Origin of the sequence: Solidesulfovibrio aerotolerans (genome assembly GCF_009856865.1) — a bacterium.
Classification (GTDB): domain Bacteria; phylum Desulfobacterota; class Desulfovibrionia; order Desulfovibrionales; family Desulfovibrionaceae; genus Solidesulfovibrio; species Solidesulfovibrio aerotolerans.
This window is the reverse complement of record NZ_WVUD01000001.1, coordinates 216,133-241,772: the sequence shown is the minus strand read 5'-3', so window position 1 is coordinate 241,772 and position 25,640 is coordinate 216,133. Positions and strand designations below refer to the sequence as shown.

Below are 25,640 nucleotides of genomic sequence, written 5' to 3'. Positions count from 1 at the left end.
CTGGTTCCTTTTTAGCGATGCGTAAAAACTGGTGCTCCGACGCCGATATAGAAATCGAACTGTCCAAAGGACAGGGCAAAGGGGATTTTATAGGCCACGCCCACGGACTTGAGGCTGCCGCTCTGTTTGTATTCCGGGGGCAGCAGCTCCAGTTCGACCCATTCGTTGGAGAGCTTGGAGAGATAGAGTCCGTTGTGGACGTTCATGAATTCGCCCAGGGAATCCCGGGCCACTTCGTCCATGCCGGATACGGCCATTTTGGCAAAACGGGAGGCGAATTCGGCCATGGCCGGCTCGGGTCCGGCCACACCCGTAAAAAACTTGAAGCGCCCCTCAATCTCCTGATAAATCAGGCAGTCAAACGTCTCCAACTCGACCTTCGCGGCCTGCTCCAGCAGGATATGGTCATCCACGAAGCGCACCAGATTGCGTACGAACAAGGAAAAGTAATCCACATACATCTTGGCATCGCCCAGTTCGGGCAGATGCACCAGGGCCTGGGTGACCACATCGATGTCATTGGCTTTGAGCGCCTCAAACGCCTTCTCGGAAAGCCCGGAATCTTTTTTATAATCCTCAAGGCAGCTCGCGAAGGTCTCAAACGTCATGATGCCTTTGTCGATCAGCGCCTGGCTGATGAAAAGATGGCGTTTGTTTTGCTGGCCAAGCAGAGCTGACAGCTTGTCCTGGTCGAGGATGCCCAGATCGATGGCAATCTCACCGAAGCGCTTGTCGATCTTGGATTGCAGATTGTGGACTTCTTCAACCTGCCCCGCACTCATGTACCCGGCGTCGATGGCCAGAACGCCAAGTTTGACCCGCACGGAATCCTGCAAGGCCAGGACTTCCCGCATTTGCGCCAGGGTGATGAACCCGCGTTTGCGCAGATAGTTTCCAAAAAACTGACTGAACATGATCACGACTCCTTAGGGGCATGGGCCAGGACGCGGCCGCAGGCGGTCAAGCCGATTCCTCGCGCATGATGAGGTTCTTTTTCAGATCCCAATAGTATTGCAGTTGGTAGGATTGCAGGAGCTTGAGCAGTTCCAGGCAGCCATCGGCCCGCACATCCCGCCAGTGGCCTTGCAGCCCTTGGCCCCGGGCGGAAAGGAACTGCACGCCGATCTCGGGGCGCGCCTCGATGTCGTCGGGGATAAAGGCGTTGTTGATCTTGGCGACAAATTCGTAGGCCTGTTCCTGATCCGGCTCCTGACCGGGAAAGGTCAGTTTCGCCAGCAGACGGCTGCCTTGTTCCAGCCAGGGCTCGCGCTGCGCATACAGGGATCTGGGCAGGACCAGGCGCATGCCGCCGGCCGAGATGTTTTTTAAAAAGGCGAGCATCGCGTCCGACTGGCCCGGCAGATCGGCCAGCAGACACTGCTCAAGGGCCTGGGGCTGGCTTTCACTTCTGGGCTTGGCCAGCCCCCAGACGGTCAGACTGGGCAGATGGTGCCGGTGCAGCTTCAGGCGGATATTGCGGCGCTGCTCCAGGATGGCAATATTTTCTGGAATGGCCACCGTGATGGTCGTGAGGTCTTGGTGGATTTGCGTGATCCGCCCCTGGAATTTGTGGAGCCGGGGGAAGGCGTCCGTCTCGGTCTGAAGCAAAAAGCGAAAGGGAAATTCCTGTTTTTCCCAGACTTTGCTGAATTTGCGATTCGGTCCCCGGCAGGCCAGGACCACCCCTTTCCCGTGAACGCCCCGGCACACCATATACCGAAAGGGTTCTTTGACCTTGTCCGGATCAACCGTCAGTTGGAAGATTGCCTGCTGCTCCGCTGCCAACCCCAAAAGGTTCACCGCTTTGGGGTCGGGCCGGTTCTGTCGCAGCCGAAAAAGCGAAAGCACACGTCTCATGGCATCGTACATCACCATCGCCTCCGCACCTCTCGTCGCTGGGATGTATAGGCGGGAATTATTGCGGATTGGTGAAAAGCACGTGACCAATCGACATGATTGAAAAGTTTGCTGCCTGCCGCCGGGCCGGTCCAGCCGCTCCTGATCCGCCTCGCCAAACCGGGGCCGTCGCTGGTTTCCGTCCCTGCGCCACCGCACGCCGGCACGAGAACAAGCTCGCCTGCCGGCTGTCTGGTACGGCAATTGTCCAACTGCGCACCGCACGGCCGCACGCCAACATGCCGCCCGGTTTGCCCGCCGCGCATTCTGCCGCAGCAGCACAAGCAACCGCCCCAAGCGCGTTTCGCACTTGTCATGCTCACGAATTAAAGATAAGACCTCTTTTCGTGTCACGTAATTATTTTTAATATACTATTGCTGCCTTAATTTCTTATTTTGTGACGAACCACGCCAGACCGCCGGCCCCGGCCGCACGGCCCGGAAAGCAGTGGTTGCAACGCCCTGGCCTAAGCCCGGGCAACCCTTCAAACCGTGGGAGGTTGCCGATGAGTCGTGTCGAGATGGAAAAAATCTTTTATGAAACCGCTGTGCCGCCCCCAGGCTCGAACCTGGATTCGACGCTTATCGTCCAGGTCGATGCAACCAAGTGCATCGGCTGCGACACCTGCATGGGCTACTGTCCGACCGGGGCGATCTTTGGCGAGAGCGGCGAACCGCACAAGATCATCGACGCCGCCGCCTGTATCAACTGCGGCCAGTGCCTGACCCACTGTCCCACCGCCGCCATCTACGAAACCGTCTCCTTTGTCCCGGAGATCATGGCCAAGCTCAAAGACAAAAACGTCAAGGTCATCGCCATGCCTGCCCCGGCCGTGCGCTATGCCCTTGGCGACGCCTTCGGCCTGCCGCTTGGCGCTGTGACCACCGAACACATGCTTTCTGCCCTGACCCAGCTTGGCTGCAGCAACGTCTGGGACAACGAGTTCACCGCCGATGTCACCATCTGGGAAGAGGGGTCCGAGCTTTTGGCCCGGATCACCAAAAAGCAGGACAAGCCCCTGCCCCAGTTCACTTCCTGCTGCCCCGGCTGGCAGAAATACGCCGAAACCTTCTACCCCGAACTGCTGCCGCATTTCTCCAGCTGCAAATCCCCCATCGGCATGATGGGACCGCTGGCCAAGACCTACGGCGCCAAGGAACTCAGCTACGATCCCAAATCCGTCTACACGGTGTCCATCATGCCGTGTACGGCCAAGAAGTTCGAGGGCATGCGCCCGGAAATGCATGCCAGCGGCTTCCGCGACATCGACGCCACCATCAACACCCGGGAACTGGCCTATATGCTCAAAAAGGCCGGCATCGACCTGGCCAAGTCGGCCGACGGCAAGCGCGATGCGCTCATGGGCGAATCCACCGGCGGGGCCACCATCTTCGGCGTCTCCGGCGGCGTCATGGAAGCGGCCCTGCGCTTTGCCTATCAGGCGCTGACCAAAAAGGCCCCGGAAAGCTGGGATTTCAAAGTGGTGCGCGGCCTTGGCGGCATAAAAGAGGCCACGGTCAATATTGCCGGCACCGATGTCAAAGTGGCGGTGGTCAACGGCGGCAAGAACTTTGCCACGGTGTGCGAGCAGGTCAAGGCCGGCAAGTCGCCCTACCACTTTATCGAGTTCATGGCCTGCCCGGGCGGCTGCGTCATGGGCGGCGGCCAGCCCATCATGCCCACTGTCTTGCAGTCCATGGACCAGCGCACCAGCAAGTTTTACGCTTCGCTCAAAAAGCGCCTGGCCTTGTACAACGACCAAAAGGCCTAAGGAGAACGCCCATGTCCATTCTCACCCAGACCCGCCGCGGCTTCCTCAAAGCCGCCTGTATCATGACCGGCGGCGCACTGGTCAGCCTGCGCCTGACCGGCCGGGCCGTGGCCGCTGCCAAGCAGCTCAAAGAATACATGCTGGACCGCATTGACAGCGTCTACGGTGCAGATGCCAAATTCAAGGTCCGGGCCTCCCAGGACAACGCCCAAGTAATCACGCTGTACAAGAAATTCCTCAAGGAACCGCTGTCCCATGAGTCCGAACATCTGCTGCGCACCACCTGGACGGACCGCTCCGCCTCGCTGGCGGCCTTAAAAACCAAGGGGCTTTATCCCAACCCCCGGGCCAAGGAATTCGCCGGCACCACCTACCCCTACGAATAACCCCCGCCCCTCATGCGTCGGCGGACCTGCGGCAAGGGTGTCACACCTGCCCCAAGGGTCCGGCGGCCTGCCACCTGTCTCAAATTTCATGGACTTTTGCGGCCGCAGCGGTTGCTTCCCGCCGCGCCAGTGACTAGAGGGAGACGGTCCGCGAGGCGTTCCCGGCCACCGCGACGTCAGCCCCGCCGTGCCATCACGGCTGGGCACGGCGCGCCGTCACAGACGGCCGCCCGGCCGGCCTCGGACCACCGACCTCAACCAGGAGCATCCCATGCCCGCATCCCGGCGGCAATTTCTCTCCGATCTCTGGGCCCTGACCAAGCCCTATTGGAAAAGCGAAGAACGCCTGAAATCCGGCCTGCTCCTTGCCGTCATCGTCGGCATGAGCCTGGGTATCGTCTATCTCAATGTGCTGTTTAACGAATGGAACAACCTCTTTTACAACTCGCTCCAGGAAAAAAACGTCAGCGAATTTTACCGCCTGTTCGGCCGCTTCACCATCCTGGCCGTCATGTTCATCATTGTCGCCGTCTATCAGATCTATCTGCGCCAGATGCTGCAAATCCGCTGGCGGCGCTGGCTCACCGAGCGCTACGCCCAGACATGGCTTAGCGACCACAATTACTACCGGCTGCGCTTTGAAAAAGACGGCACCGACAACCCGGATCAGCGCATCAGCGAAGACATCGGCGGTTTTGTCGAGCAGACCCTGGCCCTGACACTCGGGCTGCTGGAATCCGTGGTGACTCTGGTCTCGTTTTCCATCATCCTGTGGAATCTGTCCGGCGACATCCATATTTTGGACATCCAGGTTCCCGGCTCCATGCTCTGGGCCGCCGTGCTCTATGCCGGCTTCGGCTCATTTTTCACCCACCTGATCGGCCGCCCACTGATTCGGCTCAACTTCATGCAGCAGCGCTACGAGGCCGATTTCCGGTACCAGCTCGTGCGCGTGCGCGAAAACGCCGAACCCATTGCCCTTTACGGCGGCGAAACCCAGGAAGCCCGGGGTCTGGCCAGCCGCTTTACCCACGTCGTTGGCAACTGGTGGGCGATCATGCGCCAGCAAAAACGCCTCACCTGGTTTTCCGCCGGCTATTCCCAGGCAGCAGTCATCTTTCCCTTCCTGGTGGCCGCGCCGCGCTATTTCTCCGGGGCCATCCAGCTTGGCGGGCTTATGCAGACCGCCTCGGCCTTCGGCCACGTGCAGTCCTCGCTGTCCTGGTTCATCGACGCCTACACGCGTCTGGCCCAGTGGCGGGCCACCGTCGATCGTCTGACCGGCTTTGCCGCTGCCCTGGCCGATCTCGAAACCCGCAAGGGCGAAGGCTTTTCCCGTATTGCCGCCCCGGCCGAAGCGGGCCTGTCCCTGACCGAGGCCCGGGTGTCCCTGCCTGACGGACGCACGCTCCTGGCCGATGCCGCCCTGACCGTGGCCCCGGGCGAGCGGGTCATGGTGGCCGGGCCAGCCGGCTGCGGCAAATCAACGCTCTTTCGGGCCATCGGCGGTCTGTGGCCCTTTGCCGCCGGAACGCTGGCCATGCCGACCAGCCCGCGCAGGCTCTTTTTGCCCCAGCGGCCCTATCTGCCCATCGCCAGTCTGGCCGCCGCAGTGGCCTATCCCGACGCCCCGGAAATCTACGGCAACGAACGCATCGCCCAGGCGCTTATCGACTGCGGCCTGCCCCACCTGGCAGCGCTGCTTGGCGAGGAGCGCCACTGGACCCAGGAACTCTCGGCCGGCGAGCAGCAACGTCTGGCCTTTGCCCGGGCCATCCTGCTGGCCCCGGACTGGCTTTTTTGCGACGAGGCAACGTCTGCCCTGGACGAAGCCTCGCAGATAGAACTCTACGCCCTGCTGACCGCCCGCCTGCCACAGGCCGCCATCGTCAGCATCGCCCACCGCCCCTCCCTGGCCGTCTTTCACCACCGTATTGTGCGGTTCGTGCCGACGCACGACAACCTGAGCGCCAGCGGTCCGGACGCCGGGTTCCGGCTGGAAGCCGCCCCGGTTGCCGAGGCTGACCCCCTCCCCGCATGAACGCCCTGCACAACCTCGATCTCTTTGCCCAGGCCACGCTGTCCATCGTCCTGGAAGCCATCCCCTTCCTGCTGCTGGGGTCGGTGGCCTCGGGACTGGTGGAAGCCTTTGTCCCCAAAGACCGCCTGGAGCGCTTGCTGCCCAAGGGCCGGCTGGCCTCGACCCTGGTCGGCCTTGGCCTGGGCGCGGTCACGCCCTGCTGCGAATGCGGCGTGGTCTATCTGGCCCGGCGGCTGATCGGCAAAGGCGTGCCGCCCGGTGCCGCCGTGGCCTTCATGCTGGCCGCGCCGGTCATAAACCCGGTCTCCATCCTGGCCACCCTGGTCGCCTTCCGGGGTGATCCAACCATGGCCGTATGGCGTTGCGCCCTGGTCATTCTCGCCGGGTTGGTGGTCGGCTACTGGGCCGGCGGCCAAAAGGCCGCGTCCCTCCTTGTGCCGCTGCTGACCCCGGCCCCGGCCTGCGGCTGCGGCCATGACCACGGCCCGCAGCACGACCACCCCACCCCGGCCGGCGGCTGCAGCCACGATCATGGCCCCAAACCTGTCTCGAGTCCGGGGGGCAGTCCTGAGGGCAGCCCGGGGGCCACCCCGGCCTGCGGCCATGACCATGGCCCCAGGCCTGTCGCCGCCCCATCGGGTGTCGCCCCGGCCGCCGCCGCAGCCACCATGCCGGGCGCGCTTTTCGGATCGCTGGCCGACGCCGTGCCCCTGGCTGCTGTCCTGCCCACCCCCCGGGCCAAAATCGCTTCGGCCATGCACCACGCCCTGGCCGATTTCCTCGATATGGCCAAGGTGCTTATCCTGGGCTCCATGGTGGCGGCGGCCTTTAAGGCCTATGTGCCCGTCTCCGTGGTCATGGCCATGGAAAACGATCTGGTTCTGGCCATCCCGGGCATGATGGCCCTGGCCGTCATTTTATCCCTGTGCTCCCAGGCCGACGCGTTCGTGGCCGCTTCGTTCTCCACCTTCCCCCAGGCGGCCAAACTGGCCTTTTTGGCCCTTGGCCCCATGCTCGACCTCAAACTCATGCTCATGTGGCGGCAGGTCTTTACCCCGCGCCTGGTGCGCGTGCTGACCTTTGTCCCGGCCGCGCTCGTCTTTCTCGCCTGCTGCCTGCTCGGCATCGCTACCGGAGGCGCGCCATGATTCAGACGACCTTTCGCCGCCTCGCCAGCCGCACCGACGGACTGGCCATGCTGCTCCTGGCCGGTTTTATGGGCTGGCTGGCCACTGCCGGCAACTACTGGATGTATCTCAATCCCAAATTCAAACCCGTCACCCTGACCGCCGCCCTGGTCCTGGCCGTGCTCGGCGGCTACGCCGCCATACGGCCCGTCACCCGGCCCAACCTGGGCCGCAGCCTGTGCTATCTGGTGCTGTTGGCCATGGCCGGCCTCGCCGAAGGCGGCTTCCAGGCCCTCTCCGCCAACATTGACAGCGACCCGTTTGACGTGGCCGCCACGCTGCCTACGCCCGAGAAAGCGCCCACCCCGGCGCGCCTTACGCAAAACGGCAAGGACTATATCCCCATCAATACCGGCGAACTCCACGACATCGCAGCCAAAGGCCCGTCCCCGTCCTTTGACCGTCCCTTTGCCGTGCGCGGCTTTGTCCACCGCAGCCCCGAGCTGGACGCCGCCGGCCAGTTCGTCCTCTACCGGCTGGCCGTGTGGTGCTGCTTTGCCGACGGCACGGCCGTGGGGTTACGCGTCGCGTTCCCCCCGGACCAAGCGCCGCCGGACGACAAAGCCTGGGTCACCGCCTACGGGACGCTTCGCCCAATCCCCGAAGCCGCCCGCAAGGACGTCGCCATACCGGGCATCAGCTTCTCCTCCGTTGCCCCGGCTGCGCTCCTGGCAGCGGATACCGTGGAAACCAAGGAGCTTAACCCGGAAGAAGCCTATATGTTTGAATGGCGGCAGGAAGAGCCGTATGCGTTTTGAATGCGGCGAACGCCCTTATTCGGGAGGGCCAGGGATGGCCCTCCCCCGCCGGGGGGTCCGGGGGGATCATCCCCCCGGCCGCCGGAGACATCTTCGCCTTTTATTTCTTGCACTTAAATCATTGACGCGGAATCACGATATGAAACTGCGTGCCCACGCCCGGCTCGGATGACAGATCGATCACGCCGCCGTGCTTTTTCACCACATCGTGGGCAATAAAAAGGCCCAGGCCGGTGCCTTTGAGGCCTTTTGACGAAAAAAACAGCGTAAAAGCCTTTTCCCGGGTTTCCTGGGACATGCCCATGCCGTTGTCGGTGATGTCGAAGATGACGGCATCGGCCGTTGTGGCGGCTCTAAAGGTGATGGCGTGGGCGTCCTTGCCGGTGTCGGCCGCGCAGGCGTCGATGGCGTTTTCCAGGATGTTGACCAGGGCGGCGGAGATATTGGCGGTATCGAGAGGAACCGCACCGAGACCGGCCGGGATATCCCAGGTAAAGGCAATGCGCTCCCGGGCGGCCTTGGGTTCAACGATCTGGGCCACATTGGTGGCCAGATGGGTGATATCCACGGGTTCGCCGGCCATGTCCCGGGACTTGGCGTAATACAGGACATTGAGCACGAGATTGCGCACCCGGCCGACCAGGGATTTGATGGTGTCGCCGGCGTCGGCAATGCGCGCCGCATCATTGCGCTTGATGCCGGACTCCAGGCGATAGACGCCGCCCTCCAGGGCCGTCAACATGCCTTTGACGCCGTGGGAAATGGACCCGAGCATAAGGCCGAGCGATGTGAGATGGTCTTGCAGTTGGCGTATCTGGGTGATGTCGGTGGATAAGGCCATGACTTCGGTAATCTCGCCCTTGCCGTTGCGGATGGGTGCGGAAAACGTCAGGACGTTTTTAGTGCGTCCGTCCAGGCAGGTGACCACGGCTTCCAGGGTATGAGGCGCGCCATCGGCAAAGGTGACGTCCACCGGGCAATCCGGGCAGGGTTCGTCGCGGTGGCGAAAGATCTGGTGGCACAGCTTGCCCACACCTTCGCCGAAATCTTCTTTAAAAAGCGTGTTGTTGGCCACAATGCGATAGTCGCGGTCGCGCAGGGCGATATGACACGGCGTGGCCTCAAAAAGATCCATGTACTTTTGCTGGGTGACCCGCAGTTCTTCCTGGAGCCGTTTGATTTCGCTGACGTCCACAGCCAGTTCCAGGACCAGTTCGACCTTGCCGTTGCGCTGCCCCAAGGGCGAGGTATGGACCATGACCGGCAGTTCACGGCCGTTTTTGCAGAGCATGGTCTCGCGGGAGCGCTGGCCCTTGCCGGTCTCAAAGGTCTTCCAGACCGGGCCGTCGAAGCCGCGAAGGGCCTGGCCGACGTAGGCTTCCCAACTGTGGTGGCCGACCATGTCGCCCAAACGCTCTTTGTAGAGCTGGTTGGTGGCCACGACTTCCAGCGAGCGGTTGTGTACGGCCACAAAGCAGGGCATTTCGTTGAAATAACCGGCCTTGTCGCCAAAATCGGCCGAGAGCCCGGAGATGGCCTGGCACATGGTTTCCACCATTTCGCCGGCCGCAAGCTGCCGTTCGAGTTCGACGACGCGGTGGGATTTTTCCGAAACGAGCTTTTCGAGATTTTCGGTGTACTGGCGCAGTTGGCGGCGCAAAGCGAGCTTTTCGTCGATGCGCTTTAAGGCCGCGTCGAGGATGTCGTGATTGATGGGCTTGGTGACAAAATCGGCGGCTTCGTACTGGAGACAGCCAATGGCCAGGTCCATGTCGCCGTGGCCCGAAATCATGACGACTTCGGTTTCAGGGGAACGGGCTTTTATCCGTTTGAGCAGTTCCAGGCCGTCCATGCCCGGCATCTTGATGTCGGTGAGGACTATGGCCGGTTTAAAGGTTTCAAAGAGTTCCAGGGCGTTGGTACCGTTTGAAGCGGCCTGGACCTCATAGCCGAGGTCTGCCAGGAACATCCCGAGAAACCGACGGATATCATCCTCGTCGTCAACGAGCAAAAGGCGTTCGCTCATGGCCGAGGGTCCTGTGTCGCCTTGGCCGCACGCCGGGTTCGGTCGCGGGGACCGAAAAGCCGGCAGGCGTCCGGCGTCCCGGGCATCCTGGGACGATCCGGCGTCGCCTGGACCGCGCAAGCGGTCAGGACGGGCCAAGCCGCGTGTTGGACTCGTGGCCGTTTCCCGGGACGCAGCGTTCGCCGCGTCCCGGGAAACGGGGATTACGAGCCTATGGTTTCGCGCACAAGATCGAGCAATTCCTTTTGTTCAAAGGGTTTGCCGAGCGACCCAACGGCATTGGGGATGACGTATTTAAGCCCCGTATGGCCGGTGATGACAATGATCGGGATGTTGGCGTAGGTCTTGCCCCGCTGCAGCGCCCGGTTAAACCACGGACCGGTTTTATCCGGCATCTCGATGTCGAGCGTGATCAGGTCAGGCGTTTGGGCGGCCAACACTTCCAGAGCCTTTTCCCCGTTTTCGGCAACGATGGTCTCGTAGCCGTTGTCGGTGAGCAGGGTTTCCAGGTATTCCCGGATATTGGGATCGTCGTCCACGATAAGGATGGTCTTGGGCATGGTTCCCTTTCTCCTTTTGCGTCCCCGGGAGGTGTGGGGGCTTACGCCTCGGCCGCCTGGGGCAGCTTGTCGGGACGGTTAACACTCACCACCGGGCAGGAAGCCCGCACGATGACCTGTTCCAGGGTGCTGCCAAAGGGGCGCTCGTCGGGATCGACGTCGCGGGCGTGGTGGGCCAGCACGATAAGGTCGGCTTGGCGTTCACGAGCGAACTTAACGATTTCGACGTAGGGCGTGCCCTCCCATACCTCGGAAGTAAACCGTTTGAAATCCCCGAGTTGGGTCGCATATTCGTGGTGCAACCGGCGACGGGCCTCGGCCAGTTTGGCTTCGATGCCATCCTGGGTCAGCGCAATGGGGGACTGGAAACGGCTCAAATCCACGCAGTGGAACAGGTGCAGTTCGCCGTCCACGGCCTGGACCACGGTCTTGGCGAACTGGAAGGCCGACTCGGACGCCTTGGAGAAGTCCGTGGCGAACACGATGTTGGAGAACCCGCCCCAAAACGAGGCCGAGGGCCGGCTGACGGTCAGCACCGGACAACGGGCGGCCTTGGCCACCTTGCGCAGGGTGTCGCCGACCACGCCGCGCTTGTAAAAGCCGGCCTGCTGCCCTTCGGCCGGGCCGCACAGGACGATCATATCGACGTCCTTGGTCCGGGCCATGCGCAACACTTCGCGCGACGGCACGCCGACACCCACTTCGATGGTGACGCCGGGCAGCGCTTCAAGCTGCTTGGCATAGGTGGTGCGCAGTTCTTCGGCCACGCCTTCGATGTATTCGGCATCAACATCCACTTCTTCGCCGCTGCGGATGTCGATGACCACATTGCTGTCGCCCTTGCCCGGGATGCCGAGCACGTGAAACAGCGTCAGTTGCGAGCCGTATTGGCGGGCCATATCAAAGGCCACGCGGGCGGCGCTGTCGCACTCCGGCGATCCTGTGGTCGCAAAGAGTATCTTTTCAAACATTCCAAACCCCTATTTCATGTTAGAGGTGGAGGTTGCGTGCAGTGGCGCACCTCGTCCTATTCCTCATCGCCCTCTTCGTCCTGGGGCTTGAGATGATCCGGTATGATGACCATTTTGAGCAGCAAGGGCTTGAGGAAAGACCAGTCGATGTGGATGTGGTACTCTTCCTCAAGGTCGCGGATGGCGTCCCAGCAGTTGTGGCAGGGAGCGATGACCAGCTTGGCCCCGGTGGCCAGGATCTGGTCGCGCTTGGTCAAAAGCGCCTTGTTGCGCTGGGGCCGGAACTTGCCGATGCCGTTAAAGCCACCGCCACCGCCGCAGCAGTAGTTGTGCTCTTTGTTGGGCGTCATTTCAACGAGATAGCCCGGCTCCACGAGATAGGTGAGGATCTCGCGGGCAGTTTCGGCCAGGCCCCAGTTGCGGATGTAGTTGCAGGAGTCCTGGTAGGTGACGGTCTGCTTGATCCGCTTGGCCGGGTCAATCTTGAGCTTGCCGGTGCGCAGGGCCTCGGCCACCCACTGCACGTAGTGGATATAGGGCGCTGGCGGCTGGCCGTCGGGACGACCGGCCCAGTACGGGCCTTCGATGACCGTGGCCCGGTGGGCGTGGCCGCATTCGGTGCCGATGACCCGTTTGGGCTTTAAGCGGTCGATGGCGGCGTAGACGTTTTCCACCTGCAGCTTGCAGGCTTCCCAGTCGCCGGCGAACATGGACAGGCTGGTCTGTTCCCAACCTTCGCTGGGCACGGTCCAATTTTCCCCGGCAATGTGGAACAGGATGGCCGCTTCGGCCAGATCCTCGGGATAGTGCTTGGGCTCGCGGGCGTTGCAGGTGTACATGATATCCGCGTCTTCCTTGTCGACGGGGATCTCAAGACCCGGCCAATCGTCCTGCTGTTCCTCGGCCATCCACTCGCACGTCTCGACCCAATCCTCGGTGGTGACGTCCATCTGGGCGCGGTAAACCCGGTGCATGCCGGCCCCGATCTTTAACTCCCAGGGAACGAAGCCCTGGGAATAGAGCAGACCGCGGGTGTAGCCCATCATGACGCCCATATCGATGCCGTGGGGGCAATACATGGCGCAGCGGTTGCAGCAGGTGCACTGGGACCAGGCCACTTCCATGGCATGGCGCATGAAGGCATTGTCCACATCACCCTTGCGGCGCACCATTTCGCCCAGGGTGGACTGGATCTTATACGACGGCACCTGTTCGGGCTTGCAGTCGTTGACCAGATACAGGAAGCAGGAGTCGGCGCACAGCCCGCAGCGGGCGCAGACGTCGAGCCAGGTCTGGGTGCGCGATTTGCAGGTTTTCTGGATGGTGGCCCACAGCTTTTCGCGGTCCACCTCCAGCGACAGCATTTCCTCGTAGTATTTCGTGCCGCGCGTATCGGAAAGCAGGGCTTTAAGCTCTGCCTCCGTATTGATCGGCTTCTTATTACAAAAAATCCCTTCAGGCATGACGATTCACTCCTTGGCGATGTCCCGCCGGCCGATTTACCAGACGATGCCGCTGCCGCGCTGCCCGCCGCGCTTGACGCCGAAATCGATCCCGATCTGAGCCCGGGAGCAGAAAAACAGCACCGCGTGGGACAGCTTGGTAAACGGCACGGCAATCAGCCAGATTTCGCCGGTGATGATATGGGCCAAAAGCCAGCCATTGCCGTCGCCGGACTGGTGGGCGGCCACGAAGCCGGTGACCAGGGGGGCGAGGCTTATAGCCATGATCATGATATCCTGGCGCGTGGTGATGATGCGCACTTCGCTTAAGGCAAAGCGGCGCAGCAAAATGAACACGCCGGCCAGGATGGACAGGATGGTCAGGATGTCGGCCAACCCATCGGGCATGGCGGGCCAGGAGACGCCAAAGCGCTCAGCCACAATCATGATATGGGCGTAGAGGAACAAGGGCACGATGACCAGACCGATGTGCAGCAGGAAAAAGGCTGCGGCAAAGACCGGCTTGGCCCGCCAACTGCACGAGGCAAACGGGATGAGCCAATGGAAGATGGACTTCATCGCGCCCTTAAAGGCCAGGTCCGGGTACTTGCCGTAGGCCACCCGGTCAAGCTGCCAATTGAGTCCCTTGACGTATTTGTAGACGCGCCAGGCGCAGCCGAGGATGCATATGGCAAAGGACAGCCACAGCATCGGACCCGTCAGGAATGCATACATGGTGTTCTCCTTGGTGATCGCGGTCCGATCAGCCTAGTAGCGGCGTTTACGCTCTTCCTTGTCCGTGAGGAAGTGCCAGAACCCGACAAAGCAGATCAGCACGACGCCCATGAGCACATAGGTGATGCTCTTGTTATGCAGCATCAGATCTTGCAGCGTATTAAACATGGCGTAACCTCTCTCGCCTAGTGGGACGAGTCTTTGTAAGCCGGGTGCACGTAAAAGATCGGCATCCGCGTCACGATGAAGCGGAAGATGAGGACGCCGATGGTGACCACGAAGAGCGAGATGACGATCTCGCCGAAGCTCGGAAAGTAGCGATCGACGCTGGGCAACTGCCAGTTAAAGGCCACCAGACTGATGTTGAAGCGGTTGAGCACAATGCCAAGCACCGTCCAGGGCGCGGCGATGCGGGCCAGCTTCAGGTTGCGGTCGCGGTAGGCCACGGCGTAGCAGTAACACGGCATGGCCACGAAGCCGAAGACCTCGACCAGCCACCACACGCCGTACCCGGTGCCCAGGTACTGCCAACGGTTGTCCATGGACAGGCCGAAGATCTTCATGGCCAGATAGCCGGCCATGATCCAGGCAGCCGCCTTGGCGAAGGCCAACTGGAGATCTTCGTAGCCGCCGTTGTATTCCGCGTCCATCTTGTGATGGAAGTGCTTATGCGAGATGGTGCCTTCAAAGATCACCATGGACAGGCCGGCAAACATGCTCGACATGAAAAACATCACCGGCAGATACGCAGTGTACCACAGGGGATGCAGCTTGGAGGGGGCGATAAGATACAGCGCGCCCAGCGAGCTCTGGTGCAGCGTCGAGAGAATGACGCCAAGGATGGTCAGGCCCATGGTCATCTTGACGAGGATGCCCCGATACTTGTCAAAGCCCCGCTTCCATTCAAGCGCGGCCGGCAGGTATTCGAGAAAGAGCACCGTCAGATAGATAAACACGCACAGACCGACTTCAAACAGGATTGACGTGGTGCCCTGCTGGTAGAAGATCGGGTACACCAGCCGCCAGGGCCGGCCCACGTCGTAGTTCAGGGCAAAAACCACCATGGCATAGCCCAGAAAGGCGGTCAGGATGGCCGGGCGCACCGCGCCGTGAAAGCGCTTGAACCCGAAGATGTAGCAGGCGGCCGAGGTGGTGTAGCCACCGGCGGCCAAAGCGACGCCGCACAACAGGTCAAAGCCGATCCAGATGCCCCAGGGATTGTTGTCCGTGAGGTTGGTGACCGAGCCCAGGCCCATGGTGAAGCGCATGATGGTGACCACAATGCCGGCAGCCAGAATGAGGCCGGCCACAATGTTCCACGGCGTAAAAAGCGAACCGCTTTTGGCGTTTTCCGTCGACATTAGGAATCCTCCCCTTCTGCAGCAGCGGCCGTGGCAGCGGCTTCAAGGGCCTTTTGGACCTCGACCTCGATGCGCCGTTTGTTGGCGACCTCGGCCTTGGCCAGCTCTTCGGAGAGTTTGGCCTGGGCATCGGCGCTGGCCTTGGCAATGGCAGCGGCCACTGCCTGCTGCTTCTCGGTCTCGGCGATCTTGTCCTTGCGCTTGGTGATGGCATACAACCCGGTCAACAGCACCGGCCAGATGCCGGCCACGGCCGGCACGGCGGCTAACGCCCCGGAGGTCAGCTCCGGCGCGCTGGCCGTGCCCAGACCTTCGTTCATGTCGAGCGCAGCCAGGGACGGCTTGGGCGCGATGGTCAGCCAGCTCGTGCCGCCCATCTCGCGTTCGCCGTAGACGTGCTCGACATACAGGCCCGGATTGGCGCCGATGCGATCCCAGGCGAGATTGAGCAGTTCGCGGCGCTTGCCGTACGTCAGGGCTTCCTTGGGGCAGGCCTCGACGCAACCGGGCAGCTTGCCTTCCAGAATACGCGGGTGGCACAGGGTGCACTTCATCACGCGCGGCGTAAACGCCTTGTCGTATTCGTAGGCCGGGATGTTAAACGGACAGGCCACCATGCAGTAGCGGCAGCCGACACAAACGCTTTCGTCATAGACGACGGCGCCGGTTTCCATTTTCTTAAATGCCGCCACGAAGCAGGCCGAGGCGCAGGCCGGATCAATGCAGTGGTTGCACTGGATCTTGCGAAAGACCGGCGGTTTGCTCGCCTGCGGCACGTACTTGTTGACGATGGTATAGGTTTTGGCGTCAGTGCGGCGCTTGGTGTCAAGCACCGTGAGATCGTCAAACGGCTTGGCCGGTGCGGGCAGCGAATTGACCTGATTACAGGCCGATTCACACTTGCGGCAACCAATGCAGCGCGTGGCGTCAAAGAGCACGCCGCCCGCATTGGGCAGGCCCTTGATGTCGGCGCTGGAGGCGGCTGTGGCGACTGCGCCAGAGCCCAAGGTAACCCCGGCCGCGCCCAGCAAGCCCAGAAAGTGTCTTCGTTTCATCGTAGCGAGACCTCTGCTGGTTTGGGTCCTATTTCTTCTTTTCCTTGTGGCAGCCGGCACAATCCGTCGCCGCAGGCACGGGCTTGGCGTCCGCACCCTTGTCCACCACCTTGCCTTCGATGCCCATGGCCGTGTGACAGCCCATGCACTGGGTGTGATAGGCGGCCTTGAGCGCCGGACGGGCCGAAGCGGTCGTGGATTCGACGGCCTGATGGCAGCTGCCGCAACGCGGCGGGGTCGTGGAGCCCGGGCTGTTGTGGTGGCAGCCCTGGCAGACGGCAACATCCGTGGCGTGGAAGGCCCCGGCCAGTTTGCTGTCCTTCATGCCTTCGAGCATGGCCAGCACAATCTTGCGGTGGGGCAGGACCGAGGGCTCGTAATCCTTGGAGAGCGATCCGATCTTCACGGTCTCGGGAATGTCGTTGGCGGCGATGGTGGTGGTCACATCGCGCTTGCCGGCCAGCAGTTTTTTGGCCAGATCGGCCTCGGCCGCAGCGGTTTCCTTGCCAGCCGTCTTGGTCATCATGGCAGCGGCAGCGTCTTTGAGATCGCCCTCAGGCGTCACGTGGCAGGAGCCGCACTGGCTCACATCGCCGACGCCCTTGGGCATGGCATTGTGGCAACCGGCGCACTCGGGCTTTTTCTGGATAACGGCATGGCACCCAGCGCAGCTCTGGGTCGCGCCGACCTTGTGCATGGCCGCTTCCAGGGTGACAAAACCGCCTTCCTTGGCCCCGGCCGGGGTGTGGCAGGTGGCCGAGCAGGAGGTCAGCGAGGCATGGTGGCAGGAGACGCAGGTCTCGTTTTTGGCTTCGTGGTACTTGTGGTCAAAGGGGACGGGCTGCATGCCGGCATAGGGCTTGGCCGGCTTGCCGTCCACGATGACGGGCGTTTCAGAGACAGCCGGGCGCACCATGGCGAAATCGGGCTGGCCGCGCTTGATGCGCAGATCCGCGCCCTGGGGCACCTTTTTCAGCGACGTCTCGGCAATGGCCTTCTGATCCAGCGGACCATGGCAGCCGGCACAGGTGATCGGGCCGGTGGGCACGTCCTTGCCAGCGGCGGCCGTGGCCTTGTGGCAGGTCACGCACTCGCCGTGGGCGGCCAGACGCAGGGAGCGAATCTCCTTGGGCTGGCGCTTTTCATCCACAGTGGTGGTGGGACCGTGACAGTAGGAGCAGGAACCGGGGACGTCTTCCGGCTTGGGAGCGGGAATGGTCTTGCCGGCCTTTTCACCGTAAATGTGGTGACAGGCACCGCACTTGTTCTCGGCTTTTTCCTGGGTGGCGGCGTGGCGGAAGTGCAGCCGCTTGTCCACGGTGATGGGCTGCCAGTTGGAAGCGACATCAGGTGTGGCGGTGTGGCAGCCTTTGCACTGGACATCCGTGGGACCGGTCTTTTGACCTACCGCCGCCATGTCCTTGTGGCAGCTGATACAGCCGGCATGGAAGCCGTCGCGTAACTTTTCTGCGGACACCGGCGCACCGTCACGCTGGAATCCGAGCTGCATCACGCCATCCTTATCGGAGGTGTGGCAGGTACCGCATTCTTTTTTGTAAAAATCTTTTTGTTTGCCCAAGGCCGTGGTGTGCTTGTCATGCAGGAAGACCACCTTGGGCTGCGACAGGGAACCGTAGGCCTTCATTGCATCAATCGTGATGATGTCGGCCCGCTGCTTGTCATTTGTCGGCTGACTGGCCCTTGCCAGACTGGCCGGCAATGCAGACAGACCGCCCAAGCCACAAATAGCCAGGACGGCCAGCAGCTGCTTCATGCGCCGTTTTCCGTTTTTCATACCTTCTTCGACCCTCTGCTTACGTGTTGCGTTCGCCCTTCCCCGGTTGGCAATAGACGTACTGCTCCCGCCCGCACACCTCCCTTGGTCCGTGATCACTCGAACTTGCGTTCCCGACACAACCCGCGCCACGGCCCGGCTCTTCCTGCCCCTTGACAGTGTCAGCCAAACTTGTCACGAGTTGCAAAACTTGCGTGACATTAAAACTAACCGCTTTTGTGAAAATTGTCACCTAATTTTTTCTTTTCGTGATAAACTGAACCCGGAGGCCACGTTGAGCGGCATTGACCTGGAGCATGTCCTGGAGGATATGGGGCACCCCATGTGCGATGAAAATACCCCGGTCCCGGCCAACGTCCCGGAACCCAATTTCCTCACAGCCGAGCAGATGCAACGGCTTGACGCCGCCTTTGACGCCTGGGTGTCCAAGGCCAAGGGCAAGCGTTCCGTGGTGTCGCGCAACCGGGCCAGACTGGTTTTTTTGCTGTTGCGCTACACCGGGGCCAAACTGGGGGAAATCCTGGCCATCGACGACCGGGTTGACTTTGTCCTGGCCTGCCGCAAGGTGCTCTTGGGCGGGGGGCGCGGGGATGAGGCCAAACCCCGGCGCGAGGTCTATCTGCCGGGCGAACTGCACATCGAATTAAAGCTGCTGCTGCGCGATGCGGATTACATCCCCTTGCGCGGGGGGATTTTCCACCTGGACCAGGGCTACATGCGCCGGGTCATCTACGACCGGGCCGCTGAATCCGGCATCCCCAAGCATCTGGCCAACCCCAACACCCTGCGCCGCTCCCGGGCCGTGGAGTTGCTGCACAACGGTGTGCCCCTGACCATTGTCCAGCGCATCCTGGGGCATTTGACCGCCAACTCCACCGCCGCCTTCCTCGATCTGCCCGAGGAAGAGCAAAAACGCCTGGAAAAGCACTTCCTGGACCGGGAAAACCGTCGGGCCACCGGGGTGCACAACACCTTTTTCGGCAAGATCGCCGCCATCAACGTCGGCGAGATCCAGTCGCACATAACCATGCGCACCCTTGGCGGCCTGGACCTGACGGCTGTGATCTCCACCAAAAGCCTGGAGGCGGTGGGGTTGCGGGAGGGCGGTCTGGCCACGGCCCGGATAAAGGCCCCGTGGGTGACCCTTGACGCCGGGAATGCCAGCGAACAACCGGGAGCGGAAAACCGTTTTCGGGGAGTAGTGGAACGGGTGACCCGGGGGGCCGACGCCGCCGAAGTGGTGGTGGTTCTGGCTGACGGCACGCGGCTTTGCGCCACGGTGGGGCTTAACGCTTTACGCGAAATGCACTTAGGCCAGGGTGATGGCGTGTGGGCCGGGGCCAGCGCCTTTTCCGTGATTATCGCGGCCGGTTGACCGGCCGGTCCCCAAGCCAGCCGGTGCAGGCGCCCGGCCGCAACAAGGAGACGCCGCCATGACGCCCCTTCCCCCTGGCTTTTCCCAGCGGTTGGCCGCCGTGGCCGGTGCCTTGCCACGGTTGTTGCGCACCATCCGCTGTTCGCTGATCACCAAGCTGGCCATCGTGTCCGGCTCAGCACTTATGTTTTTTTTCTTCTTATGGTCTTCGCTTAATATCAGCGCCATGAAGACCCTGGCCACCGAGGCCACCCTGTCGGACATGAATAGGCTCGGCAACACCGTCAATCTCGGCCTGCATTATGCCATGCTGACCTACGCCCCGGATACCATCCGCGAAATCATCAAAAGCATCGGCACCCAGCAGGGCATCCTGTCCATTCGCGTCTATAATAAAAAAGGCCAGATCAAATATTCCAATCTGCTCTCGGAAATCGACGAAATCACCGACATCAAGGAAGAGGCCTGCTACGTCTGCCACCGCACGGCCCCGCCCCAGGTCCATCTGGCCCTGCGCGAACGCACCCGCTTTTTCTCCGACGAATCCGGCCACCCCTGCATCGGCATCCTGCGGCCCATCGAAAACGAGCCGGCCTGTGTCAACGATGCCTGCCACGTCCATCAGGCCGACAAGCAGATTCTGGGGCTGCTCGACATCACCGTGTCCCAGGCCGCCAACGAGGCCACCCTGGCCCACTACACCGAGCGCAATTTCCTGGCCGCCCTCGGCGTTGCCGCCGGCACCTTTCTGGTGCTGTTTCTGTTTACCCATCTGCTCGTCAACCGTCCCGTGCGCACCATGATCCGGGCCACCCGGTCCATCGCCGCCGGCCGGGCTTTTACCGGCGTGGACATCCGCCAATCCGACGAACTGGGGGAACTGGGCCGGGCCATCGACTCCATGGGCAAGGAAGTGCTCAGCAAGCAGGCCGAACTGCTGCGCCAGAAAGACCGCTACCAGGATCTGTTCGAGCATGTGCCCTGCACCATCACGGTCCAGGACAAAAACCTGCGCCTTTTAAGCTATAATCAGGCCTTTGCCGAAGAATTCCACGTCCATCCCGGCGAGTACTGCTACAAGGCCTACAAGCACCGGGATGAGCCTTGCGACAACTGCCCGGTCATCCGCACCTTTGAGGACGGCCTGCCCCATGTCACCGAGGAAATTACCCTGGACCGCGACGGCTGCAAGCGGACCTTTTTCGTCAGCACCTCGCCCATGCCCGACGAGACCGGGGCCATCGCCTCGGTCATGGAAATCAGCCTGGATATTTCCGAGAGCAAATTTCTGGAAGAGGAGCTGGAGCGCTCGCGCAAAAAATACCAAGCCATCTTCAGTTGCATCCCAACCGCCCTGTTTGTTTTAAGCCGCGACAATCTGACCATTTTGGAACTCAATGCCCGGCCCCAGTCCCTGTACGGCTATGCCCCCGGGGAACTGCTCGGCACGTCTTTTTTGGCCCTTTTTGACGAGCCCGACCTCACGCCCTTTGAAGCGGCCATCCGGGCCGAACGCCCCATCGACCGGGTGCGCCACCGCCGCAAGGATGGCCAGCCCTTTGTCGCGGCCGTGCGCGTTTCCACCGCCGAATACCCAGGCTCCCAGGTCTATCTGGCCTCGGTCACCGACATCACCAACCGCCTGGAAACCGAGCAGCAGCTCATCCAGGCCAGCAAGATGGCCACCCTTGGCGAGATGTCCACCAGCGTGGCCCACGAACTCAACCAACCCATGACCGTCATCCAGACCATTTCCGACTACCTCGTGCGCAAGGTGCGCCGGGGCCAGTGCGTGGACCAGGAACAACTGACCGAAATGGCCGAAGGCATCAGCCGCCATATCGCCCGGGCCACGGGCATCATCAACCACATGCGGGAATTTGGCCGCAAGTCAGACCAGACCGTTGCGGCCGTGGATCTGGCCGCCGTGGTCCACCACACCTTTGAACTTTTTTCCCAGCAGCTCAAAGTCCGCAACATCGAGGTGGTTTTCGACATTCCCGATGGTCTGCCGCCGGTGGCCGCCCAGGCCAATCCCCTGGAGCAGGTGCTCATGAACCTCCTTATCAACGCCCGCGACGCCGTGGAAGAAGGCCATGACCCAAACACCCGGCCCGGCGACAAGCGCATCGTCATTACCCTGGCCCTGGCCGGGACACCGGACAAGCAATTCGTGACCGCCAGTGTTGCCGACAACGGCCCGGGCATCGCCCCGCAAGTGCTCGGGCGCATCTTCGAACCGTTTTTCACCACCAAGGACGTGGGCAAGGGCACGGGCCTGGGGCTGTCCATCAGCTACGGAATCATTAAGAATTACGGGGGAGATATCGTGGCGGACACGCCTGCCGGCGGCGGGGCGCGCTTTACCATCCGCCTGCCGGTGTGGCAGCAGGCCTAGCCGGGATGGCGCGTGCGGCAATTCCCCGTCCGGCTGCGACGTTTTTCCTTGCCTGCCCTGGCCGATCCGTTTCATAACGGCCAGGCGCAGCAACTCCCCCGGAGGCTCCCATGGCCCAGAAAATCCTGATCGTGGACGACGATCCGGATATCATCGCCTACCTGGAAGATGTGTTTTCCGACGAAGGCTATGCCACGGTCTCGGCCCGAAACGGCCGGCAGGCTTTGACAGCCATCGAATCCGAACGCCCGGACGCCATCACCCTGGATCTGGAAATGCCGGACATGACCGGCCCCAAATTCAACCGTGCCCTGGAGAAATCCGGGCGCGACATCCCCATCGTGGTCATCACCGGCCATCCGGGCCTGAAATACGTCATTCCCGGTGCCCGGGCCGTGTTTGACAAGCCCATCGACCGGCTGGCCCTGCTGGCCGCGCTTCGTGATATCCTCGGTCCGCCCGAGGCCTGAAAAGGACGGGAACCCTGGATCAGCCGCAAGGCGCAATTCACGGTTGGCAACAACCGGAAATCACGCTAGATAACACCAGGATGCGATACGGCACGCCCGGGACGAAGCCATCCTCCGGGCCAATTCCACAAGGAGGCGGGTATGGCGAAGAAAATTATGGTGGTCGACGATGATCCGCAGATCATCGCATATCTGACCACGCTTTTTTCCGACAACGGCTACGACATCTGCAGCGCCAACGACGGCGAAGCGGCGCTCAAAGTCCTTGAGCAGGAACACCCCGACTGCATCACCCTGGACCTGGAAATGCCCAACGAGTGGGGGCCGCGCTTTTACCGCAAGTATTCCCAGAAAGAAGAATTCAAAAACATCCCGGTCATCGTCATCAGCGGCCTGGACGGCCATGACCAATCCATCCGCAAAGCGGTTGCCGCCATCCACAAACCGTTTGAGCCGGAAGCGGTGCTCGTGGCCGTAAAAAAGGCCCTGGGCGAATAACCCGGCCGCAGGCTGGCTTTTTTCGGGCGGGACCAGCCGGTCCCGCCCTTTTTTTGCGCCCCGGCTCAGCCCCGCCCCCGGCTGCACACGCTGCCGGCGTCCCCCAGGCAGGCCCGGCCCGGCCCCGGCGGGTGTCCCTGGAGATCATCAGAAGCGGTGGCAGGCAGCTCCTCCACCGCCAGCCCTTGCAGGATGCCGCAGTGTGCAACCGGCGTCACCCCGCCGCAGCACTCCCGCAGCCCGACAAGCTGCCCCCGAAGCGCCTCCAACCGGGCAAGCCGCTCGGCCACATGGCCGATATGGGCGTCGAGCAGCGCCGCCACCTCCCGACAATCCGCCCCGTCGCCGTCTTTTATGGCCAAAAGCGCCCGAATTTCCCCCAGGCTCATCTCCAAGGCCCGGCAGTTGCGAATAAACAACAGCCGGGACAAATGCCCTTCGGTATACAGGCGGTAGTTGCCCTCGGACCGCTCCGGCTTGGGGAGCAGACCTTCGCGCTCATAATACCGCACCGTGTCGGGCAGACACTCCGACCGCTTGGCCAGTTCGCCGATACGCATACCCAGCTCCTTAAAAATACTGCTTGACCCTGTAGCGGCTCCAAGGTGTCTCATCGACCCAGAAGAGGCAAGGAGGAAGTACATGCCCCACCCGCACGAGCACAACCATGGCCCCGGCCAGGACCAGCCCCATAGCCACGCCCCGGCCTCCCCCTGCTGCTGCGGCGGCACCTGCGGCCCGGACCCTGAGCCCGCGACCGGCCCGCCGCCCATAGCTGGGCAGGCCGCCCACACCGACGTCTTTCGCATCGAAGCCATGGACTGCCCCACCGAAGAGCGCATGATCCGAAAGCTCCTTGGTTCGATGGACGGCATCAAAGGCCTGGCCTTTAATCTCCTCGGCCGGGAACTGACCGTACACCACGATCTGCCCGACACGACCGCCATTGTGGCGGCCATCGCGACGCTTGGCATGCAGGCCGTGCCGGTTGCGCCCGGGGCTTCCATGGCATCGCGCCCCGAGCCCCCGGCCGCCTGGCTGACCCCGCCCCTGGCCGTGGCCCTGCTGCTGGCCGTGGCGGCGGAAGGGCTGGAATGGTTTGGCCTGGGCACGCCCTGGCTGCCGGCTCTGTGCGCCCTGGCGGCTATCGCCTTAAGCGGCCTGCCCATCTACAAAAAGGGTCTTTTGGCCCTGCGCCAGCGCGACCTGAACATCAACGCGCTTATGTGCGTGGCCGCAACCGGCGCGCTCATCCTCGGCAAGTTCCCCGAAGCGGCCATGGTCATGGCCCTTTTCGCCGTGGCCGAAAAGCTGGAAGCCGCCTCCCTCACCCGGGCCAAAAACGCCGTCACCGCCCTGCTCGCCCTGGCCCCCCAGGAGGCCACCGTCGGCCGACCCGACGGCAGCTTTACCGTCGTTGCGGCCGCTGCTGTGCCGGTTGGGTCCACGGTGCGCCTGCGCCCGGGCGAACGGGTGGCCCTGGACGGTCTGGTCACGGCCGGGCGCTCGTCACTTGATCAGGCGGCCATCACCGGCGAAAGCCTGCCCGTGGAAAAAGGCCCAGGCGATACGCTGTTTGCCGGAACCGTCAACCAGGAAAGCGAACTCCTGTATCAGACCACCGCCCTGGCCAACGACTCCACCCTGGCCCGCATCACCCGGGCCGTGGTCGCCTCGCCGGGCAAAAAAGCCCGCACCGAGCGCTTTGTGGACCGCTTCGCCGCCATCTACACGCCCTCGGTTTTCGCTTGCGCCCTGGCCGTGGCCGTGCTGCCGCCGATGATCTTTGGCGCGTCCCTGGCCGAGTGGGTCTACAAGGCGCTGGTCATCTTGGTCATCGCCTGCCCCTGCGCCCTGGTCATCTCCACCCCGGTCTCGGTGGTCAGCGGTCTGGCCGCAGCAGCCCGGCGCGGCATCCTGATCAAGGGCGGCCTGTTCCTGGAACAGGGCCATGCCATAAAAACCCTGGTTCTGGATAAGACCGGCACCATCACCACCGGCCGGCCGGCCCAGACCGATTTCGTCCATCTGGCCGGCGACCCGGCCGCCAACCGGGCAATTGCCGTCAGTCTGGCCGCCCGGTCCGACCATCCCGTGTCCAAGGCCGTGGCCCGGGCCGGGCGCGAGGACGGTGTGGCTCTGCTGCCGGTGGCAGATTTCACGGCCCTGCCCGGACGCGGCCTGCGCGGCGTCGTGGCCGGGAGCGTCTATCATTTGGGCAATCACCGGCTCATTGAAGACCTCGGCCTGTGCTCGCCGGCCATCGAAGCCCGCCTGGACGTCCTTGAAGGGGCTGGCAAGACCGCCGTGCTCCTGGCCGACGCGAGCGGCGTCCTGGCGATCTTCGCCGCCGCCGACGCCCTGCGCCCCCACAGCCGCGAGGCCGTGGCCGAACTGCACGCGCTTGGCGTCAAAACACTGCTGCTGTCGGGGGATAACGGCCATACCGCCGCTGCCATCGCCTTGGCTGTCGGCATCGACGCGGCCAAGGGGGATCAGTTGCCCGAAGACAAGGCCGCTGCCGTGGACGCGCTGACAGCCCAGGCGGCCCAGGCCGGCGGAAAGGGACTGGTGGGGATGGTTGGCGACGGCATCAACGACGCCCCGGCGTTGGCCCGGGCCGACATCGGCTTTGCCATGGGCGCGGCCGGCACGGATGCGGCCATCGAGACAGCAGACGTGGCCATCATGGACGATGATCTGCGAAAGCTGGTGGCCTTTATTCGGCTGTCCCGGGCGACGGTAGCAACGCTCAAACAAAACATCGCCCTGGCGCTTGGCCTCAAAGGGCTGGTGCTGGTCCTGACGTTTCTGGGCTACGGCACCATGCTGCTGGCCGTTTTCGCTGACATGGGGACCAGCCTGCTGGTCATCGCCAACGGCCTGCGGCTGCTGCGGCGGTAAGCGGCCAACC

Annotated in this window: 22 protein-coding genes; 10 read left to right on the top strand and 12 right to left on the bottom strand. The window is 62.5% G+C overall.

Translation table 11 applies throughout. The annotated features are described in order from the left end of the window. Window positions 1-11: 11 nt before the first annotated feature. Window positions 12-914: a hypothetical protein gene (locus tag GTA51_RS01125; RefSeq protein ID WP_160957953.1), complete on the bottom strand. Its 903-nt coding sequence runs from the start codon at window positions 912-914 to the stop codon at window positions 12-14. Window positions 915-960: 46 nt separating this feature from the next. Beyond that, the gene (locus tag GTA51_RS01120) at window positions 961-1,869 is read right to left on the bottom strand and encodes a PilZ domain-containing protein (RefSeq protein ID WP_160957952.1); all 909 of its coding nucleotides are present in this window, start codon (window positions 1,867-1,869) and stop codon (window positions 961-963) included. A gap of 533 nt (window positions 1,870-2,402) precedes the next feature. Between GTA51_RS01120 and GTA51_RS01115 the strand changes: the two genes are divergently transcribed. From GTA51_RS01115 to GTA51_RS01095, 5 genes are all read left to right on the top strand, one after another. Further along, window positions 2,403-3,668, top strand: coding sequence for a [FeFe] hydrogenase, group A (locus GTA51_RS01115; protein WP_160957951.1), 1,266 nt, complete (start codon window positions 2,403-2,405; stop codon window positions 3,666-3,668). Window positions 3,669-3,679: 11 nt separating this feature from the next. Next, window positions 3,680-4,054 (top strand): iron hydrogenase small subunit, encoded by a 375-nt coding sequence (locus GTA51_RS01110; RefSeq protein ID WP_160957950.1) that lies wholly within the window; start codon window positions 3,680-3,682, stop codon window positions 4,052-4,054. Window positions 4,055-4,325: 271 nt separating this feature from the next. Further along, the gene (locus GTA51_RS01105; protein WP_160957949.1) at window positions 4,326-6,095 is read left to right on the top strand and encodes an ABC transporter ATP-binding protein/permease; all 1,770 of its coding nucleotides are present in this window, start codon (window positions 4,326-4,328) and stop codon (window positions 6,093-6,095) included. Beyond that, on the top strand, window positions 6,092-7,243 hold the full coding sequence (locus GTA51_RS01100; RefSeq protein WP_160957947.1) for a permease: 1,152 nt from the start codon (window positions 6,092-6,094) through the stop codon (window positions 7,241-7,243). Before GTA51_RS01105 ends, GTA51_RS01100 begins: the two co-directional genes overlap by 4 nt. Further along, window positions 7,240-8,040, top strand: coding sequence for a TIGR03943 family putative permease subunit (locus GTA51_RS01095; protein ID WP_160957946.1), 801 nt, complete (start codon window positions 7,240-7,242; stop codon window positions 8,038-8,040). Before GTA51_RS01100 ends, GTA51_RS01095 begins: the two co-directional genes overlap by 4 nt. 118 nt (window positions 8,041-8,158) lie before the next feature. On the opposite strand, the gene GTA51_RS01090 is transcribed toward GTA51_RS01095, so the two are convergent. From GTA51_RS01090 to hmcA, 9 genes are all read right to left on the bottom strand, one after another. Beyond that, complete coding sequence (locus tag GTA51_RS01090; RefSeq protein ID WP_160957944.1) at window positions 8,159-10,066, bottom strand: hybrid sensor histidine kinase/response regulator; 1,908 nt, start codon at window positions 10,064-10,066, stop codon at window positions 8,159-8,161. Window positions 10,067-10,269: 203 nt separating this feature from the next. Then, the gene (locus GTA51_RS01085) at window positions 10,270-10,626 is read right to left on the bottom strand and encodes a response regulator (protein WP_043633237.1); all 357 of its coding nucleotides are present in this window, start codon (window positions 10,624-10,626) and stop codon (window positions 10,270-10,272) included. 41 nt (window positions 10,627-10,667) lie between these two features. Next, the gene (locus GTA51_RS01080) at window positions 10,668-11,597 is read right to left on the bottom strand and encodes a universal stress protein (protein WP_160957943.1); all 930 of its coding nucleotides are present in this window, start codon (window positions 11,595-11,597) and stop codon (window positions 10,668-10,670) included. Between the two features lie 56 nt (window positions 11,598-11,653). Further along, window positions 11,654-13,060, bottom strand: a complete 1,407-nt coding sequence (hmcF, locus tag GTA51_RS01075; protein ID WP_160957941.1) for a sulfate respiration complex iron-sulfur protein HmcF — start codon at window positions 13,058-13,060, stop codon at window positions 11,654-11,656. Between the two features lie 36 nt (window positions 13,061-13,096). After that, the gene (gene hmcE, locus GTA51_RS01070) at window positions 13,097-13,774 is read right to left on the bottom strand and encodes a sulfate respiration complex protein HmcE (protein ID WP_160957940.1); all 678 of its coding nucleotides are present in this window, start codon (window positions 13,772-13,774) and stop codon (window positions 13,097-13,099) included. 33 nt (window positions 13,775-13,807) lie between these two features. After that, window positions 13,808-13,942 (bottom strand): sulfate respiration complex protein HmcD, encoded by a 135-nt coding sequence (gene hmcD / locus GTA51_RS21175; protein ID WP_006921815.1) that lies wholly within the window; start codon window positions 13,940-13,942, stop codon window positions 13,808-13,810. 17 nt (window positions 13,943-13,959) lie between these two features. Beyond that, a complete protein-coding gene (gene hmcC / locus GTA51_RS01065; protein ID WP_160957939.1) occupies window positions 13,960-15,135 on the bottom strand; it encodes a sulfate respiration complex protein HmcC in 1,176 nt (391 codons plus the stop codon). After that, window positions 15,135-16,190: a sulfate respiration complex iron-sulfur protein HmcB gene (hmcB, locus tag GTA51_RS01060; RefSeq protein WP_160957937.1), complete on the bottom strand. Its 1,056-nt coding sequence runs from the start codon at window positions 16,188-16,190 to the stop codon at window positions 15,135-15,137. The genes hmcC and hmcB overlap by 1 nt, the downstream gene beginning before the upstream one ends. Before the next feature lie 28 nt (window positions 16,191-16,218). Beyond that, complete coding sequence (gene hmcA / locus GTA51_RS01055) at window positions 16,219-17,985, bottom strand: sulfate respiration complex hexadecaheme cytochrome HmcA (protein ID WP_160957936.1); 1,767 nt, start codon at window positions 17,983-17,985, stop codon at window positions 16,219-16,221. A gap of 274 nt (window positions 17,986-18,259) precedes the next feature. On the opposite strand from hmcA, the gene GTA51_RS01050 reads away from it, so the two are divergent. The 4 genes from GTA51_RS01050 to divK all read left to right on the top strand — a co-directional run bounded on the left by GTA51_RS01050 (window position 18,260) and on the right by divK (window position 22,726). Next, window positions 18,260-19,360, top strand: coding sequence for a TOBE domain-containing protein (locus GTA51_RS01050; RefSeq protein WP_160957935.1), 1,101 nt, complete (start codon window positions 18,260-18,262; stop codon window positions 19,358-19,360). 58 nt (window positions 19,361-19,418) lie between these two features. Further along, on the top strand, window positions 19,419-21,758 hold the full coding sequence (locus GTA51_RS01045) for a PAS domain S-box protein (protein ID WP_160957933.1): 2,340 nt from the start codon (window positions 19,419-19,421) through the stop codon (window positions 21,756-21,758). A 110-nt stretch (window positions 21,759-21,868) separates the two neighbouring features. Then, window positions 21,869-22,228: a response regulator gene (locus GTA51_RS01040; protein WP_160957932.1), complete on the top strand. Its 360-nt coding sequence runs from the start codon at window positions 21,869-21,871 to the stop codon at window positions 22,226-22,228. Between the two features lie 141 nt (window positions 22,229-22,369). Next, a complete protein-coding gene (gene divK, locus GTA51_RS01035) occupies window positions 22,370-22,726 on the top strand; it encodes a DVU0259 family response regulator domain-containing protein (RefSeq protein ID WP_160957930.1) in 357 nt (118 codons plus the stop codon). A gap of 65 nt (window positions 22,727-22,791) precedes the next feature. Here divK and cadR read toward each other — a convergent pair whose 3' ends face one another. After that, complete coding sequence (gene cadR, locus GTA51_RS01030) at window positions 22,792-23,286, bottom strand: Cd(II)/Pb(II)-responsive transcriptional regulator (RefSeq protein ID WP_160957929.1); 495 nt, start codon at window positions 23,284-23,286, stop codon at window positions 22,792-22,794. 82 nt (window positions 23,287-23,368) lie between these two features. Between cadR and GTA51_RS01025 the strand changes: the two genes are divergently transcribed. Continuing rightward, the gene (locus GTA51_RS01025; RefSeq protein ID WP_160957928.1) at window positions 23,369-25,630 is read left to right on the top strand and encodes a heavy metal translocating P-type ATPase; all 2,262 of its coding nucleotides are present in this window, start codon (window positions 23,369-23,371) and stop codon (window positions 25,628-25,630) included. The last annotated feature ends 10 nt before the right edge of the window (window positions 25,631-25,640 follow it).